Source organism: Kineococcus anabasis (genome assembly GCF_054590795.1).
Map to the genome: position 1 here is coordinate 25871 of NZ_BAAIHU010000012.1, position 14536 is coordinate 40406.

The 14536-nt window shown below is 76.0% G+C and carries 14 protein-coding genes; 5 read left to right on the forward strand and 9 right to left on the reverse strand.

Going from position 1 to position 14536, the window contains the following annotated elements; translation table 11 throughout:
• Window positions 1-28 precede the first annotated feature (28 nt).
• Window positions 29-1018, reverse strand: coding sequence for a 5-dehydro-2-deoxygluconokinase (iolC, locus tag ACYQBY_RS18625; RefSeq protein WP_459645388.1), 990 nt, complete (start codon window positions 1016-1018; stop codon window positions 29-31).
• Window positions 1015-1917, reverse strand: coding sequence for a TIM barrel protein (locus ACYQBY_RS18630; RefSeq protein ID WP_459645389.1), 903 nt, complete (start codon window positions 1915-1917; stop codon window positions 1015-1017). The genes iolC and ACYQBY_RS18630 overlap by 4 nt, the downstream gene beginning before the upstream one ends.
• 130 nt (window positions 1918-2047) lie before the next feature.
• On the opposite strand from ACYQBY_RS18630, the gene ACYQBY_RS18635 reads away from it, so the two are divergent.
• Window positions 2048-2785, forward strand: a complete 738-nt coding sequence (locus ACYQBY_RS18635; protein ID WP_459645390.1) for a GntR family transcriptional regulator — start codon at window positions 2048-2050, stop codon at window positions 2783-2785.
• Window positions 2786-2923: 138 nt separating this feature from the next.
• A complete protein-coding gene (locus ACYQBY_RS18640; RefSeq protein WP_459645391.1) occupies window positions 2924-3958 on the forward strand; it encodes an aldo/keto reductase in 1035 nt (344 codons plus the stop codon).
• A gap of 141 nt (window positions 3959-4099) precedes the next feature.
• Here the strand turns inward: ACYQBY_RS18640 and purL are convergent, their stop codons facing one another.
• The 3 genes from purL to purS are packed head-to-tail and all read right to left on the reverse strand — an operon-like array spanning window position 4100 to window position 7430.
• Complete coding sequence (gene purL, locus ACYQBY_RS18645) at window positions 4100-6454, reverse strand: phosphoribosylformylglycinamidine synthase subunit PurL (protein ID WP_459645392.1); 2355 nt, start codon at window positions 6452-6454, stop codon at window positions 4100-4102.
• Window positions 6451-7134, reverse strand: coding sequence for a phosphoribosylformylglycinamidine synthase subunit PurQ (gene purQ / locus ACYQBY_RS18650; RefSeq protein ID WP_459645393.1), 684 nt, complete (start codon window positions 7132-7134; stop codon window positions 6451-6453). Before purQ ends, purL begins: the two co-directional genes overlap by 4 nt.
• Window positions 7131-7430, reverse strand: coding sequence for a phosphoribosylformylglycinamidine synthase subunit PurS (purS, locus tag ACYQBY_RS18655; RefSeq protein WP_459645394.1), 300 nt, complete (start codon window positions 7428-7430; stop codon window positions 7131-7133). Before purS ends, purQ begins: the two co-directional genes overlap by 4 nt.
• Before the next feature lie 240 nt (window positions 7431-7670).
• Between purS and ACYQBY_RS18660 the strand changes: the two genes are divergently transcribed.
• Entirely contained in the window at window positions 7671-8948 is a 1278-nt protein-coding gene (locus tag ACYQBY_RS18660; RefSeq protein ID WP_459645395.1) for an MFS transporter, read from the forward strand.
• 68 nt (window positions 8949-9016) lie between these two features.
• Window positions 9017-9661, forward strand: coding sequence for an MBL fold metallo-hydrolase (locus tag ACYQBY_RS18665; protein ID WP_459645396.1), 645 nt, complete (start codon window positions 9017-9019; stop codon window positions 9659-9661).
• An 18-nt stretch (window positions 9662-9679) separates the two neighbouring features.
• Here ACYQBY_RS18665 and ACYQBY_RS18670 read toward each other — a convergent pair whose 3' ends face one another.
• The 4 genes from ACYQBY_RS18670 to ACYQBY_RS18685 form a co-directional block, all read right to left on the reverse strand.
• Window positions 9680-10273: a VanZ family protein gene (locus ACYQBY_RS18670; protein ID WP_459645397.1), complete on the reverse strand. Its 594-nt coding sequence runs from the start codon at window positions 10271-10273 to the stop codon at window positions 9680-9682.
• A 132-nt stretch (window positions 10274-10405) separates the two neighbouring features.
• Window positions 10406-11419, reverse strand: a complete 1014-nt coding sequence (locus ACYQBY_RS18675) for an aldo/keto reductase (RefSeq protein WP_459645398.1) — start codon at window positions 11417-11419, stop codon at window positions 10406-10408.
• Between the two features lie 33 nt (window positions 11420-11452).
• Window positions 11453-11842 carry a MerR family transcriptional regulator gene (locus ACYQBY_RS18680; RefSeq protein WP_459645399.1) on the reverse strand — a complete coding sequence of 130 codons (390 nt, stop codon included), beginning with the start codon at window positions 11840-11842 and terminating at the stop codon, window positions 11453-11455.
• The gene (locus tag ACYQBY_RS18685) at window positions 11839-13275 is read right to left on the reverse strand and encodes a dihydrolipoyl dehydrogenase family protein (protein ID WP_459645400.1); all 1437 of its coding nucleotides are present in this window, start codon (window positions 13273-13275) and stop codon (window positions 11839-11841) included. Before ACYQBY_RS18685 ends, ACYQBY_RS18680 begins: the two co-directional genes overlap by 4 nt.
• A 114-nt stretch (window positions 13276-13389) precedes the next feature.
• Between ACYQBY_RS18685 and ACYQBY_RS18690 the strand changes: the two genes are divergently transcribed.
• Window positions 13390-14535: a glutamate--cysteine ligase gene (locus tag ACYQBY_RS18690; protein ID WP_459645612.1), complete on the forward strand. Its 1146-nt coding sequence runs from the start codon at window positions 13390-13392 to the stop codon at window positions 14533-14535.
• The last annotated feature ends 1 nt before the right edge of the window (window position 14536 follow it).

Sequence of the window (14536 nt, forward strand, 5' to 3'; positions counted from 1 at the left end):
GGTCACGGGTTCGGGCGCGGGCGCGGGTTCAGGCACGGGCGCTCCCCCGCAGCAGCGCCTCCACCTCGGCGGTGGTGGGCATCGCGGTGGAGCACTCCCGGCGGGAGGCCACGATCGCCCCGGCCGCGTTCGCGAAGGCCAGGACCCGCTCCAGGTCCCAGCCGGCGAGCAGGCCGTGGCACAGCGCGCCGCCGAAACCGTCGCCGGCGCCGAGGCCGTTGACCACCTCGACCGGCGTGGGCGGCACCAGCACGGTGCGCTCCCGGGTCGCGCCGAGGACGCCGCGCGGGCCGAGCTTCACGACGGCCAGCTCCACGCCGCTCTCCAGCAGCGCGGCCGCGGCGCGGTGCGGGTCGTCCTGCCCCACCGCGACCTCGCACTCCTCGGCGTTGCCGACGGCGACGGTGACGTGCGGCAGGGCGCGGCGCACCTGCCCGGCGGCCTCCTCGCGGCTGCGCCAGAACACCGGGCGGTAGTCCAGGTCGAGCACCGTCAGGGGGCGGCGCTCCCGCGCTCGCCACGCCGTGTGGTGCGCGGAGCGGCTGGGTTCCTCCGACAGGCCCGTGACGGTCGCCCACAACACCCCGGCGTCGCGGACCGCGGCCAGGTCCAGCTCCTCGCCGCGGATCTGCAGGTCCGGCGCGGTGGGCAGGCGGTAGAAGGTCAGCGGGAAGTGGTCCGGCGGGTGGATCTCGCAGAACGTGATGGGCGTCGGCAGGCCCGGCACGTCGGTGACGTAGCGGTCGTCCACGCCGAGCTCGCGCAGCGCGCGGTGCACGAACCGGCCGAACGCGTCCGGGCCGGTGCGGGTCACGACGGCGCTGCGGCGGCCGTGCCGGGCGGCGGCCACGGCGACGTTCGTGGCGCTGCCGCCGAGGTACTTGCCGAACGTCGTGACGTCCTCCAGTCCCACCCCGTCCTGCAGGGGGTAGAGGTCCACACCGACCCGGCCGACGGTCAGGACGTCCCAGGGCTGCGCGGGGGGAGCGGTGGGCACGGGGGGGACGGCCGCGCTCATGCCAGGCCGGTGAGGTGCTCGACGCTCGCGCGCACGTCCGCCACCGCGGCCCGCGAGACGGCCTCGTCGTCCAGGCCCTCCCCGGGCGCGGGCAGCACGGTGTCCTGCTCCAGCACGTACCAGCCGCGGTAGCCGGCCCCCTCCAGCGAGGAGACGATGCCGGCGACGTCCACGTCCCCGGCGCCCAGCGGCCGGTACATCCCGGCGGCGACGGCCGCGGAGTACGCCAGCTCCCCCGCGCGCACCCGCCGTGCGGCGGCGGCGTCGACGTCCTTGAGGTGGACGTGGGCGATCCGGCCCGGGGCCCGCTGCGCGAGGGCGAGCGGGTCTGCGCCGCCGATCAGCAGGTGGCCGGTGTCCAGGCACAGCGCGACGGAGCTGCCGTCCAGGACGCGCTCGACGTCGGCGGCGTTCTCCACGAGGGTCCCGACGTGGGGGTGCAGGGCGACGGTGACGCCCCGGGCGGCGGCGCGGGCGGCGATGCGGTCCAGGCGGCGCAGCAGCAGGTCCCACTCCGGCTCGTCCAGCTCGGGCCGCACGTCGTAGCCGTCGCCTCCGGTGGCGGCGGCCAGCACGAGGGTCCGGGCGCCGCCGAAGGAGTCGAGGGCGCGCTCCACACCCGGCAGGGGGTCGTGGTCCAGCCGGTGCAGCACTGCGGGGACGAACCCCCCGACGGCGCTCAGGCCGTGCCGGGCCAGCACCTCGGCGCGCTCGCCGGCCGGGGCGGGCAGGAACCCGTCGGGGCCGAACTCGGTGGCGCGCAGGCCGAGTGCGGCCATCTGGGAGAGCACGAGCGGGGCGGGGAGCTGGTGGCCCCAGCCGGGGACCTCGCACACCCCCCAGGAGATCGGGGCTCCGGCGATGCGGCCGTGCAGTCGGGAGGAACGCGGATCCGGCACGGGGGCACTGTTCCGCGTGCGGCAGCGGGTGTCAATGAATGTCAGGACAACTGGTCGTCAGGACATCGCTACGGCCGCGGGCTATGCTCCCCGCAGCGCGGGCCCCCGCGCCCGGTCCGCAGGAGGTGGCGTGAGCGAGCCGTTCGTGGAGCTCGACCGGTCCAGCCCCGTGCCCCTGTACTTCCAGGTGGCCCGCTCGATCGAGGCGTCGATCCGCTCCGGTGAACTCCCCCCCGGCACCCGCCTGGACAACGAGATCAGCCTCGCCGAGACCCTCGGGCTCTCCCGCCCCACCATGCGCCGCGCCATCCAGCAGCTCGTCGACAAGGGCCTGCTCGTGCGCAAGCGGGGCGTGGGCACCCAGGTCGTCTCCGGGCAGGTCACCCGGCCCGTGGAGCTCACCAGCCTGTTCGACGACCTCACCCGCTCCGGGAACGCGCCGCGCACCGACGTGCTGCTGCACCGGCTCGAACCCGCCGACGACGACGTCGCGGCCGTCCTCGGCCTCGCCCCCGGCACCGAGGTGCTCCACGTCCGGCGGTTGCGCTTCTCCTGCGACGAGCCCCTCGCCGTCCTCGACAACCACCTGCCCCCCGAGTTCCGCGACATCTCCCGCGCCGACCTGCAGGCCCGCGGGCTGTACCAGCTCCTGCGCGGGCGCGGCGTCGGCATGCGCGTCGCCAAGCAGCGCATCGGCGCGCGCAACGGCACCACCGAGGAGTGCCACCTCCTCGGGGAGCGGCGCGGGGCGTGCCTGCTCACCGTGGAGCGCACCACCCACGACGACTCCGGCCGGGCCGTGGAGCGTGGCCGCCACGTGTACCGCGCCAGCCGCTACTCCTTCGAGGTCACCCTCGTCGACCGCTGAGCACCCGTCCCCCTTTCCGCTTTCCCCGCCCATCTCCGGGTTCGGGCGGTGCGCAAGCGCTTGCGCACCGCCCGAACCCGGAGATGGGCGGGGAGGAGAACCCCGACCCACGACCCGACCCACGACGAGGAGAACCCCGTGGAGTACCGCACCCTCGGCAGCAGCGGCCTGAGCGTCTCGCACCTGGCGCTCGGCACCATGACGTTCGGCAACGAGACGGACCGCGAGGGCGCCTTCGCCCAGCTCGACCGCTTCGTCGAGGCCGGCGGGACCCTCGTCGACACCGCCGACGTCTACACCGCCGGGACCTCTGAGGAGATCATCGGCGCCTGGCTCGCCGAGCGCCCCGCCGACGTCACCGAGCGGGTCGTGCTCGCCACCAAGGGACGCTTCCCCACCTCGGGGGAACCCAACGGCGTCGGCCTCTCCCGCCGCCACCTCACCCGGGCCCTCGACGCCTCGCTGCGCCGCCTCGGCACCGAGTGCGTCGACCTGTACCAGGTGCACGCCTGGGACCCGTGGACGCCGGTGGAGGAGACCCTGCGCGCCCTCGACGACTTCGTGCGCGCGGGCAAGATCCACTACTACGGCCTGTCCAACTTCACCGGCTGGCAGGTGCAGAAGGCGGTGAGCACCGCCGACGCCCTCGGGGTGCTGCGCCCGGTGAGCCTGCAGCCGCAGTACAGCCTGCTGGCGCGGGAGATCGAGTGGGAGGTCGTCCCCGCCTGCGAGGAGAACGGGCTCGGCCTGCTGCCGTGGTCCCCGCTCGGCGGCGGCTGGCTGTCGGGCAAGTACTCCCGCGACACCCCGCCCACCGGCGCCACCCGCCTCGGCGAGGACCCCGGGCGCGGCGTCGAGGCCTACGCCGGGCGCAACGCGCGGCAGCGCACCTGGGACGTGCTCGACGCGGTGCGCGCGGTCGCCGACGGGCGCGGCGCGACGATGCCGCAGGTCGCGCTGGCGTGGCTGGCGGCGCAGCCGGTGGTGTCGTCCGTGATCCTCGGCGCGCGGACGCTGGAGCAGCTCGTGGACAACCTCGGCTCGGCGGGCCTGGAGCTGGACGACGCCGAGCTGGACCGCCTCGACGCCGCCAGCGACCCCGAGCCCGCCGACTACCCCTACGGCGGGCCGGGCCGGCAGCAGCGCAGCCGCAAGCTCACCGGCGGGCGCTGAGGGCCGGATCCCCCTCTCCCGCCCGTCTCCGGGTTTCGGCGATCTGGAAGCGTTCCCAGGTCGCCNAAACCCGGAGACGGGCGGGAGGAGGCGCGGAGGGGTGCCCCCGCCCGGACGCGGGCGGGGGCACCCCCCTCGGGCTCAGCCGCCGAAGTGCGCCGGCAGCGTGCGGGTGTGCGCCTCGCGCAGCTCCGCCAGCGGCACCCGGAACAGGCCCTGCACGTCCAGCGCGGCCTCCTCGCCCTCCGCCGGCACACCCTCGGTCACCCCGATCCGCAGGTGCGCCAGGCCGCGCGCGGTGCACATGTCGGTGAACCGCACCTCCTCCTCGCGCGGCACGGACACCACCACCCGGCCCGCGGACTCGGAGAACAACGCCACGAACGCGTCGATCCCGTCGCGCTCGCACAGCTCCTCCAGCCACACGCGCGCACCGGAGCCGAAGCGCAGCGAACCCTCCACCAGCGCCTGCGCCAGGCCGCCCTCGGACAGGTCGTGCGCGGCGTCCACGAGCCCGTCGCGGGAGCAGTTCACCAGCACGTCCGCCAGCAGCTTCTCCTGCGCCAGGTCCACCCGCGGCGGCAGCCCGCCCAGGTGGGAGTGCTCGGCCCACGCCCACTCCGAGCCGCCCAGCTCGTCGCGGGTGGTGCCCAGCAGGTACAGCACCTGCCCGGGCTCCCGCCAGCCCGACGGGACGCGGCGGGAGACGTCGTCGAGGACCCCCAGCACGCCGATCACCGGGGTGGGCAGGACCGCGGAGTCGATGCCGCGGTCGCCGGTCTGGTTGTAGAGGGAGACGTTGCCGCCGGTGACGGGAACCCCGAGCTGCTCGCACCCCTCGGCCAGGCCGCGCACGGCCTCGGCGAACTGCCACATCACGCCCGGGTCCTCCGGGGAGCCGAAGTTCAGGCAGTCCGTCACCGCCAGCGGGCGCGCCCCGGCGGTGGCGACGTTGCGGTACGCCTCCGCCAGGGACAGCTGCGCGCCCGCCGCCGGGTCGAGGCGGGTGAAGCGGCCGTTGCCGTCCAGGGACAGCGCCACCCCGAGGCCGCTCTCCTCGTCGACGCGCACCACGCCCGCGTCGTCCGGGGTGGCCAGGGTCGTGTTGCCCAGGACGTAGCGGTCGTACTGGTCGGTGATCCACGCGCGGCTGCACAGGTTGGGCGAGGCCACCAGCCGCAGCAGCGTCGCGCGCAGCTCCCCGCCCGTGGACGGGCGGGGCAGCCGCTCGGCGGTGGGGGCGTCGGCCTGCAGCGCGTCCTGCCCGGCCGGGCGGGCGTAGGGGCGCTCGTACACGGGGCCCTCGTGCGCCACCGTGCGCGGCGGCACGTCCGCCACGGTCTCCCCGTGCCAGGTGATGACGAGCCGGCCGGTACCGGTGACCTCCCCGAGCACCGCGGCCTCGACGTCCCAGCGCGCGGTGACCGCGAGGAAGCGCTCCAGGTTGGCGGGGGTGACGACCGCCATCATCCGCTCCTGCGACTCGCTCATGAGGATCTCCTCAGGGCGCAGGGAGGGGTCGCGCAGCGGCACCTTGTCCAGCTCGACGTGCATGCCGCCGTCGCCGGCGCTGGCCAGCTCCGAGACCGCGCAGGACAGGCCCGCGCCGCCGAGGTCCTGGATGCCCTCCACCAGGCCCGCGGAGAAGAGCTCCAGGCAGCACTCGATGAGGACCTTCTCCTGGAACGGGTCGCCCACCTGCACCGCGGGGCGCTTGCTGGGGCCGGTGTCCTCGAACGTCTCACTGGCCAGGACCGACACCCCGCCGATGCCGTCGCCACCGGTGCGCGCCCCGAACAGGACGATGAGGTTGCCCGCGCCGGAGGCGTTGGCGAGGTGGATGTCCTCGTGCTTCATGGCGCCCACGCACAGGGCGTTGACGAGCGGGTTGCCCTGGTAGCTGGGGTCGAAGACGACCTCGCCGCCGATGTTGGGCAGGCCGATGCAGTTGCCGTAGCCGCCGACGCCGGAGACGACGCCGGGCAGGACGCGCGCGGTGTCGGGGTGGTCCACCGTGCCGAAGCGCAGGGAGTCCATCACCGCGATCGGTCGGGCGCCCATCGCCATGATGTCGCGGATGATGCCGCCGACGCCGGTGGCCGCGCCCTGGTACGGCTCGATGTAGGAGGGGTGGTTGTGGCTCTCCACCTTGAAGGTGACGGCCCAGCCCTGCCCGATGTCGACGACGCCGGCGTTCTCGCCGATGCCGACCATCAGGTGCTTCCCCATCTCCTCGGTGGTGTGCTGCCCGAAGGTGCGCAGGTGCACCTTGGAGGACTTGTAGGAGCAGTGCTCGCTCCACATCACCGAGTACATGGCCAGCTCGGCGCCCGTCGGGCGGCGGCCGAGGATCTCCCGGATGCGCGCGTACTCGTCGGCCTTGAGGCCGAGCGCCTGCCAGGGCTGCTCGTGCCCGGGGGTGGCCGCCGCGCGGGAGACGGTGTCCAGGCCCGCGCCGGGTCGGGCGGGGGTCTGCTCCGTGACGTCGGTGCTCACGCGCCCACCGCCGAGATCAGCGCCGAGGCGATGACGGAGGTGAACAGGCCGAGGCCGTCGGTACCCGGGCCGTAGCCCTCCTCCACCGCGTGCTCGGGGTGCGGCATGAGGCCGACGACGTTGCCGCGCTCGTTGGCGATGCCCGCGATGTCGCGCAGCGAGCCGTTGGGGTTGCCCCCCAGGTAGCGGAAGACCACGCGGCCCTCGCCCTCGAGGCGGTCCAGGGTGGCCTCGTCGGCGACGAAACCGCCCTCGCCGTTCTTCAGGGGCACGACGATCTCCTCGCCGGCCCCGAACGCCGACGTCCACAAGGTGGAGGTGGACTCCACCCGCAGCCGCTGGTCCGTGCAGACGAACTTCTGGTGGTCGTTGCGCACGAGCGCCCCGGGCAGCAGGTGCGACTCGCACAGCACCTGGAAGCCGTTGCAGATGCCCAGGACGGGCAGGCCGCGCTGCGCCTGCGCGACGACCTCGCCCATGACGGGGGAGAAGCGGGCGATGGCGCCGCAGCGCAGGTAGTCGCCGTAGGAGAACCCGCCGGGCAGCACGACGGCGTCCACGCCGTGCAGGTCGGCGTCGGCGTGCCACAGGGCGACGGGCTCACCCCCGGCGAGCCGCACGGCGCGACGGGCGTCGCCGTCGTCGAGGGAGCCGGGGAAGGTGACGACGCCGATCCTCACGCGCCCGCCCCCTCCGCGACGGCCGAGGAGTCGCGCACGGTGCCGACGTCCTGCTGCGCCCGGACGGAGACGACGTCCTCGATCACCGGGTTGGACAGCAGCGTCTCGGCGGCGCGGCGGGCCTCGGCGAGCACCTCCTCGGTGACCTCGCCCTCGACCTCGAGCTCGAAGCGCTTGCCCTGGCGGACGCCGGTGAAGCTGGTGAAGCCGAGCCTCGGCAGGGCGCCGACGACGGCCTTGCCCTGCGGGTCGAGGATCTCGGGTTTCGGCATGACGTCGATGACGACGCGGCCCATGCGCGACGCTCCTGGGGGTGTCGGAGGGGTGGTGCTCAGGGACGTGCTGGCGCGCTGCACCGGCGTTTCCAGGTTACCCGCGCGCGGGGGGCCACCCGTCCGGCCCACCGCGGCCCGTCCGCCCGTGCCGTGCGGGGCCGGTGGGCCGGGTTAGGCTCGGCCCAGGCACCGCGGCCCGCTCGGACCAGCGCCGGAAGTCCTCCGGCTCCTCCCGGACCAGGCCGCAGGAGGCCCCTCCCCGTGACGCACCGCCCCGCTCCGCCCGCCGCCGGGCCCGCCGCGTCCGCCCACCCCGTCGTGCCCGCCCTGCCGTGGCTGCTGCTCGCCGGGGTGCTCCTGTTCGCGCTGAACCTGCGCGGCCCCCTGGTCGCGGTGGCGCCGCTGGCCGGGCTGCTGCAGCGCGAGCTGTCCGTCAGCGCCGGCACGGTCGGCCTGCTGACCAGCCTGCCGGTGCTGTGCTTCGGGCTGGCCTCCCCGCTGGCCTCCCTCGTCATCGCCCGCGCCGGGGTGCACCGCGCCGTCCTGGTGTCCCTGGCGGGGGTGCTGGCGGGCACGGTGCTGCGCTCGGTGGGCGGGGCGGGCACCGCGGTGGCCGGCACGGTGCTGATCGGCGTGGCGATCACCGTGGGCAACGTCGTGGTGCCCGTCCTCATCGCCCGGGACTTCCCCCGCGCCACCGGGATGGTCACCGCCGCCTACACCGCCACGCTGAACGTGGGCTCGACGCTGACGTCCACGCTGACGGCCCCGCTGGCCGCGGCGCTGGGGTGGCGCGCGGCCCTGGCCGCGTGGGGGGTGCTGGTCCTGCTCGCCGCCGTGGTGTGGGTGCGCGCGGCGGGCCGGCGCGGGCACGGGCCCGGCTCCCGCGGTGGTCCTCCCGGCGGGGCCGGGGGCGCACGGGTCCCCGACCACGGCGCGCGTTCCACGCTGCGCCGGCCCGTGGTGTGGGGCCTGACGCTGGCGTTCGCCGGGCAGGCGTTCGGCTACTACGGCACGACGGCGTGGCTGCCCTCGCTGCTCGCCGACGAACAGGGGCTCAGCGCCGCGGAGGCCGGCGCCAGCTCCGCCCTGTTCCAGATCTTCGCGGTGGCCGGCGCGTTCGCGGTGCCGGTGCTGACGCGGGTGCTGCGGCGGCTGTGGCTGGTGCTGCTCGTCGTGTGCGCCGCCTGGGCGTGCCTGCCGCTGGGCCTGCTGCTCGCCCCGGCGGGCTGGCCGGTGTGGTGCTCCGTGGCGGGCGCCGCCCAGGGCGGGGGCATCACCGTGCTGTTCCTGGCGGTCGTGGTGCAGGCCCGCGACGCCGCGGAGAACCGGCGGATGTCGGCCCTGGTGCAGACCGGCGGCTACACCGTGGCGGCGACCGGCCCGGCGCTCGTGGGCGCGGCGCACGAGGTGAGCGGCGGCTGGGACCTGCCCCTGCTGGTGGTGCTGTCCGCGGTGTGCGTGATGGCGGTGGCCGGTGCGCTCTCCGCCGGGCGCCGGACCGCTCCCCTGCCGCACGGGGCCCCGCCCGCCGGCTGAGCCCTCCGGCTGAGCCCTCCGGCCGGCGGGACGCTGCGCGCGGGCCGGTGGCGCGCCAGGATGCCGCCATGCGCATCACCCACCTCGGCCACGCCTGCCTGCTCGTGGAGACCGCCGCCGCCCGCCTGCTCGTGGACCCCGGTGTGTTCAGCCCGGGTTTCGAGGACCTGACGGACGTGGACGCCGTGTTCGTCACCCACCAGCACCCCGACCACGTCGACGCGGACCGCCTGCGGGTGCTGCTGGAGCGCAACCCGGCCGCGGTGGTGCACGCGGAGCTGCAGACCGCGGCGAACCTGTCGGGGGCGGGCGTTGGCGCGCAGGTGCTGCGGCCGGGCGGGTCGGTGGACCTCGGCGCGGTGCGCGTGCACGCCGTGGGCGGCGAGCACGCCGTCATCCACGAGGACGTCCCCCGCGTGGGCAACGTCGGGCTGCTGGTGCGCTCGGAGGGCGAGCCGGCGCTGCTGCACCCCGGGGACTCCTACGCCGCCGTGCCGGAGGGCGTGGACGTGCTGGCGGTGCCGCTGAACGCGCCGTGGGCGGCGCTGAGGGAGACGGTGGAGTTCGTCCGCGCGGTCGCGCCGTCCACCGCGGTCCCCGTGCACGACGGGCTGCTCGTGGCGCCGGGGCGGGGGATCTACCTGCAGCACGTGCGCAACCTCGGCGGGGCCGAGGTGCGCGACCTCGCCGGGGCGGGCGCGCAGGAGTTCTGAGCCGCGGGTCCCCGTCCGCTACCGGCCGGGGAGCGACACCGGCCCGTGCGGGCGCGCGCCGCGGGGCGTCCGCACCGCCAGGGCCGCGGGCACCCCGGCCAGGAGGAGCCCCGCGGCGGCACCGAGCCAGTTCGCCGTGACGTCGTTGACGTCGACGCCCCGCCACGGGTAGCCGGCCGCGAGGTTGCCCAGCAGCTGGGCGACCTCGATGCCCGGGGGCAGCAGCACGCACGCCAGCACGGCCCACCAGGGGCGCCGGGCGGCGGCGATCCCGGCGAGGACGCCGAACGGCACGAGCATGGCGACGTTGAGCAGCCACTGGTTTCCCAGGCTCGGCGTCCAGGACACCTCCAGGTCGGTGAGGTTCACGAACGCCAGCGGGGGCTCCCCCGCGCCCTTCGCCCGCTGGTGCGGGTTCGTCGGCAGCGGGAGGAGCGTCAGCAGCACGAGCCCGTAGAGGTAGCCGCCCAGCAGCACCGTGAGCAGCCGGGCGGGCGCCGTCCGGCACCGCCGCACGAGGAGGACGCACACCGCCACGGCCCCGAGCAGCAGCAGCGCGGCGGCGAGGAGGTCTGAGGCGACCCACGGGACGCCGCTCAGCAGGAGTCTCACCCCCCGCACGCTAGGTCGCCGCAGCGCCCGGGACCCGTGCCCCGCCGGGGCGGGCGCCGATGTTCACACGTCCCGCCGACGCCCTCCTCCGGACCGGCGCGGCACCCGGACCGCCTCCCGCCGCAGACCCGCTCAGCGGTGCACGGTGCTCATGTCCGGGTAGCGGTCCCCGGCGGAGGCGCCCACCGGGAGGATCTCGTCGAGGCGGCGCAGCTCCTCGCCGGTGAGCCGCACCGCGAGGGAGCCGACGTTCTCCGCCAGCCGCTCCCGCCGCCGGGTGCCGGGAATGGGCACGACGTCCTCGCCCTGCGCGAGCAGCCACGCCAGCGCGACCTGCGCGGCGGCGACACCCTTCGCGCCGGCCAGCGCGCGCACCTCGTCGACGAGCCGCAGGTTGCGCCGGAGGTTCTCCCCCTGGAACCGCGGGTTGTGCCGGCGGAAGTCGTCGGGGGCGAGGTCGTCCACGCTGCGGATGGCGCCGGAGAGGAAACCCCGCCCGAGCGGGGAGTACGGCACGAACCCGATGCCCAGCTCCCGCACGGTGGCCAGGACGCCGTCCTCCTCCACGTCGCGGCTCCACAGCGACCACTCGGTCTGCACGGCGGTCACGGGGTGCACCGCGTGGGCGCGGCGGATCGTGGCGGGAGCGGCCTCGGAGATGCCCAGGTGGCGGACCTTCCCCGCCCGCACGAGCTCCGACATCGCGCCCCAGGTCTCCTCCACGGGGACGGTGGTGTCGACGCGGTGCTGGTAGTACAGGTCGATCACGTCCACGCCGAGGCGGCGCAGGCTGGCCTCGCAGGCGGCGCGCACGTAGTCGGGGCGGCCGTTGACGCGGCGGGTGCCGTCGGGCAGGACCTCGTTGCCGAACTTCGTGGCGAGCTGCACCTCCCCGCGGCGGGAGGCGATCGCGCGGCCCACGAGCTCCTCGTTGGTGAAGGGCCCGTACATGTCGGCGGTGTCGAGGAGGGTGACGCCCGCGTCGAGGGCCGCGGCGATCGTGGCGAGGGACTCCCGCTCGTCGCCGGGGCCGTAGAACTGCGACATCCCCATGCAGCCCAGGCCGAGCGCGGAGACCTCCAGCGCGGCGCCGCCGCTGCCCAGGACGCGGCGGGACGTGGTCGTGGTTCCGGTGGTGTGCGTCATGGGGGAACCGTCCCTCTTCGAGCGCGCTCGAAGTCAAGCGTGCCCGCGCAGGCGCTCCTCGTAGAGCGCGATCTTGCCGTCGATCGCCTCCAGGTGGCCGGCCACCTCCGCCAGCCGGGCGCGGACCCGCTCGCGGTGGGCGCGCAGCAGCGCCAGGCGCTCGGCGTCGTGACCGCCCCGCCGGCACAGCTCCGCGTAGGCGCGGATCTCCCGCACCGGCATGCCCGTGGCCCGCAGCCGCGTCACCAGGGTGATCCAGCGCAGGTCGTCGCCGGTGTAGGCGCGGCGGCCGGACACCGTGCGGGCCACCGGTTCCAGCAGCAGCCCGTCGCGCTCGTAGTAGCGCAGGGTGTGGGCGGTGAGGCCGGACAGCAGCGCCGCCTCGGCCACCCCCACCGCCCGCTCGCGCGGGATCGTCGTCACAGCCCGTACCCCTCCAGCAGCCGCAGCCAGACCTCGCTCAGGGTGGGGAAGGCGGGCACGGCGTGCCACAGCCGGTCCACCGGGACCTCCCCCACGACGGCGACAGTCGCCGAGTGCAGCAGCTCCGCCACCCCCTGCCCCACGAACGTGACGCCCACGACGACGCGGCGGTCCTCGTCGACGACCATCCGGGCGCGGCCCGCGTAGCCGTCCGCCAGGAGGGAGGCCCCCGCGACGGTGCCGAGGTCCACGTCGACCACCCGCACGCGCAGGCCGCGCTCCCGCGCGCGCCGCTCCGTCAGCCCCACCCAGGCGACCTCCGGGTCGGTGAAGACGACCTGGGGCACGGCGGCGGCGTCGGCGCTGGCGGCGAACCGCGACCAGGCGGGCGCCTCGTCGCCGAGCGCGCCGCGCGCCCGGGCGGCGATCGCCTCGCCCACCGCGCGGGCCGCGTACTTGCCCTGGTGGGTCAGCGGGGCGCGGCCGGTGACGTCCCCGGCGGCGTACAGCCAGCCGCCGGCGACACCGCGCACGCGCCCGGAGTCGTCGACGTCGAGCGCCTCCTCCGGCAGGCCGATGGCGTCCAGGCCGAGGCCGTCGACGGTGGGGCGCCGGCCGGTGGCCACGAGGAACCGGTCGGCGGTGAGCCGGGCGCCGTCGGGCAGCTCCACCACGACGCCGTCCCCGTCCCCGGCAGGGGCCACCGAGCGCGGGGTGGTGCCGGTGCGCACGTCCACGCCCTCGGCGGTCAGCGCCTCGCCGACCAGCTCGCCCGCGAACGGCTCCGCACCGCCGAGCAGCCCGCCGCGGGCGAGCACCGTCACCTGCGAGCCGAGCCGCTGCCAGGCCTGCGCGAGCTCCACGGCCACGACCCCGCCGCCGAGGACGACGAGCCGGCCGGGCACCTCCTCCGCGGTGGTGGCCTCCCGGTTCGTCCAGGACCGGACGGCGTCCAGCCCGTCCAGGGGCGGCACCGCGGGCACCGAGCCGGTGCACAGCGCCACCGCCTGCCGGGCGTGCAGCACCGTGGTGGTGCCGTCCGGGCCGGTGACCTCCACGCGGCGCTCCCCCGTCAGCCGCGCCGTGCCGCGCAGCAGCTCCAGGCCCGCCGAGCGCACCCAGTCGACCTGGGAGCCGTCGTCGAGGCCGTGGGTGAACTGCGTGCGTCTGCGCAGCACGGCCGCCGCGTCCAGCGGTCCGCCCACCGCCTGCGCGGCGCCCGGCAGCCGGCGCGCGGCGGCCAGGGCGTGCCCGGGCAGCAGCAGCGCCTTGGACGGGATGCACGCCCAGTAGGAGCACTCCCCGCCGACGAGCTCGCGCTCGACGAGCACGACCTCCAGCCCGCCCCGGGCGGCGCGGTCGGCGAGGTTCTCCCCCACCGGGCCCGCCCCGACGACCACGACGTCCACCGTGCGGAGCTGCTCCTCGGTCATGGCGGGACGCTAGACCCGTGGCCCCGGCGGGCGGCACCCCGGGGGCGGGCGCACCGCGCGGCCCCGGGCGGGCCGGTGCGGAATGCGCGGAGTCCGGGCGCTGAGGCGGCGCGGCTGTGGTTGGCTCGGAGGGTGCGCGTGGACTTCACCCCCTCCCCCCGCCCCACCCTGGGCGTGGAGTGGGAGCTCGCCCTCGTCGACCGCGCCACCCGGGACCTCACCAGCCGCGCCGGGGAGGTGCTCGGCGCGCTGCGCGACCCCGGCGGCGGCGACCACCCGCGCATCCACAAGGAGCTGCTGCGCAACACCGTGGAGGTCACCACGGGGATCTGCGCGACGGCGGCGGAGGCCGCCGCGGACCTGGCCGGCGGCCTCGGGCAGGTGCGGGCGGTCACCGACCCCCTCGGCATCGACCTCATGAGCGCCGGGACCCACCCGTTCGCGCGGTGGAACGCCCAGCAGGTGACGGAGAACCCCCGGTACGCGGAGCTGATCAACCGCACCCAGTGGTGGGGGCGGCAGATGCTCATCTGGGGCGTGCACGTGCACGTCGGGATCGACTCGGTGCACAAGGTGCTGCCGGTCCTGAACACCATGCTGAACCACTACCCGCACCTGCAGGCCCTGTCGGCGTCCTCGCCGTTCTGGACGGGCACGGACACCGGCTACGCCAGCAACCGGGCGCTGCTGTTCCAGCAGCTGCCCACGGCGGGGCTGCCGTTCCAGTTCTCGACCTGGGCGGAGTTCGAGGCGTACATCTCCGACCAGCTCGTGACCGGCGTCATCGACGGCCTGACCGACGTGCGCTGGGACGTGCGCCCCTCCCCGGCGCTGGGGACGCTGGAGACGCGGGTGTGCGACGGCGTGCCGACCCTGCGGGAGCTGACGGCCCTGACGGCGCTCGTGCACTGCCTGGTGGTGGACCTGGACACCCGGCTGGTGGCGGGCGAGGAGCTGCCCACGATGCCCCCGTGGCACGTGCAGGAGAACAAGTGGCGCTCGGCGCGCTACGGCCTGGACGCGGAGATCATCCTGGACGCCGCCGGGCGGGAGCGGCTCGTCACCGAGGACCTGGCGGACCTGCTGGAGCGGCTGGCGCCGGTGGCGCGGCGCCTGTCGTGCGAGGAGGAGCTCGCGGCGGTCGAGGAGATCCCCCGGCGCGGGGCGAGCTACCAGCGCCAGCGGGCCGCGGCCGAGGCCGCCGGCGGCGACCTCGTCGCGGTGGTCGACACCCTGGTCGCGGAACTGCGGGAGCCCTGAG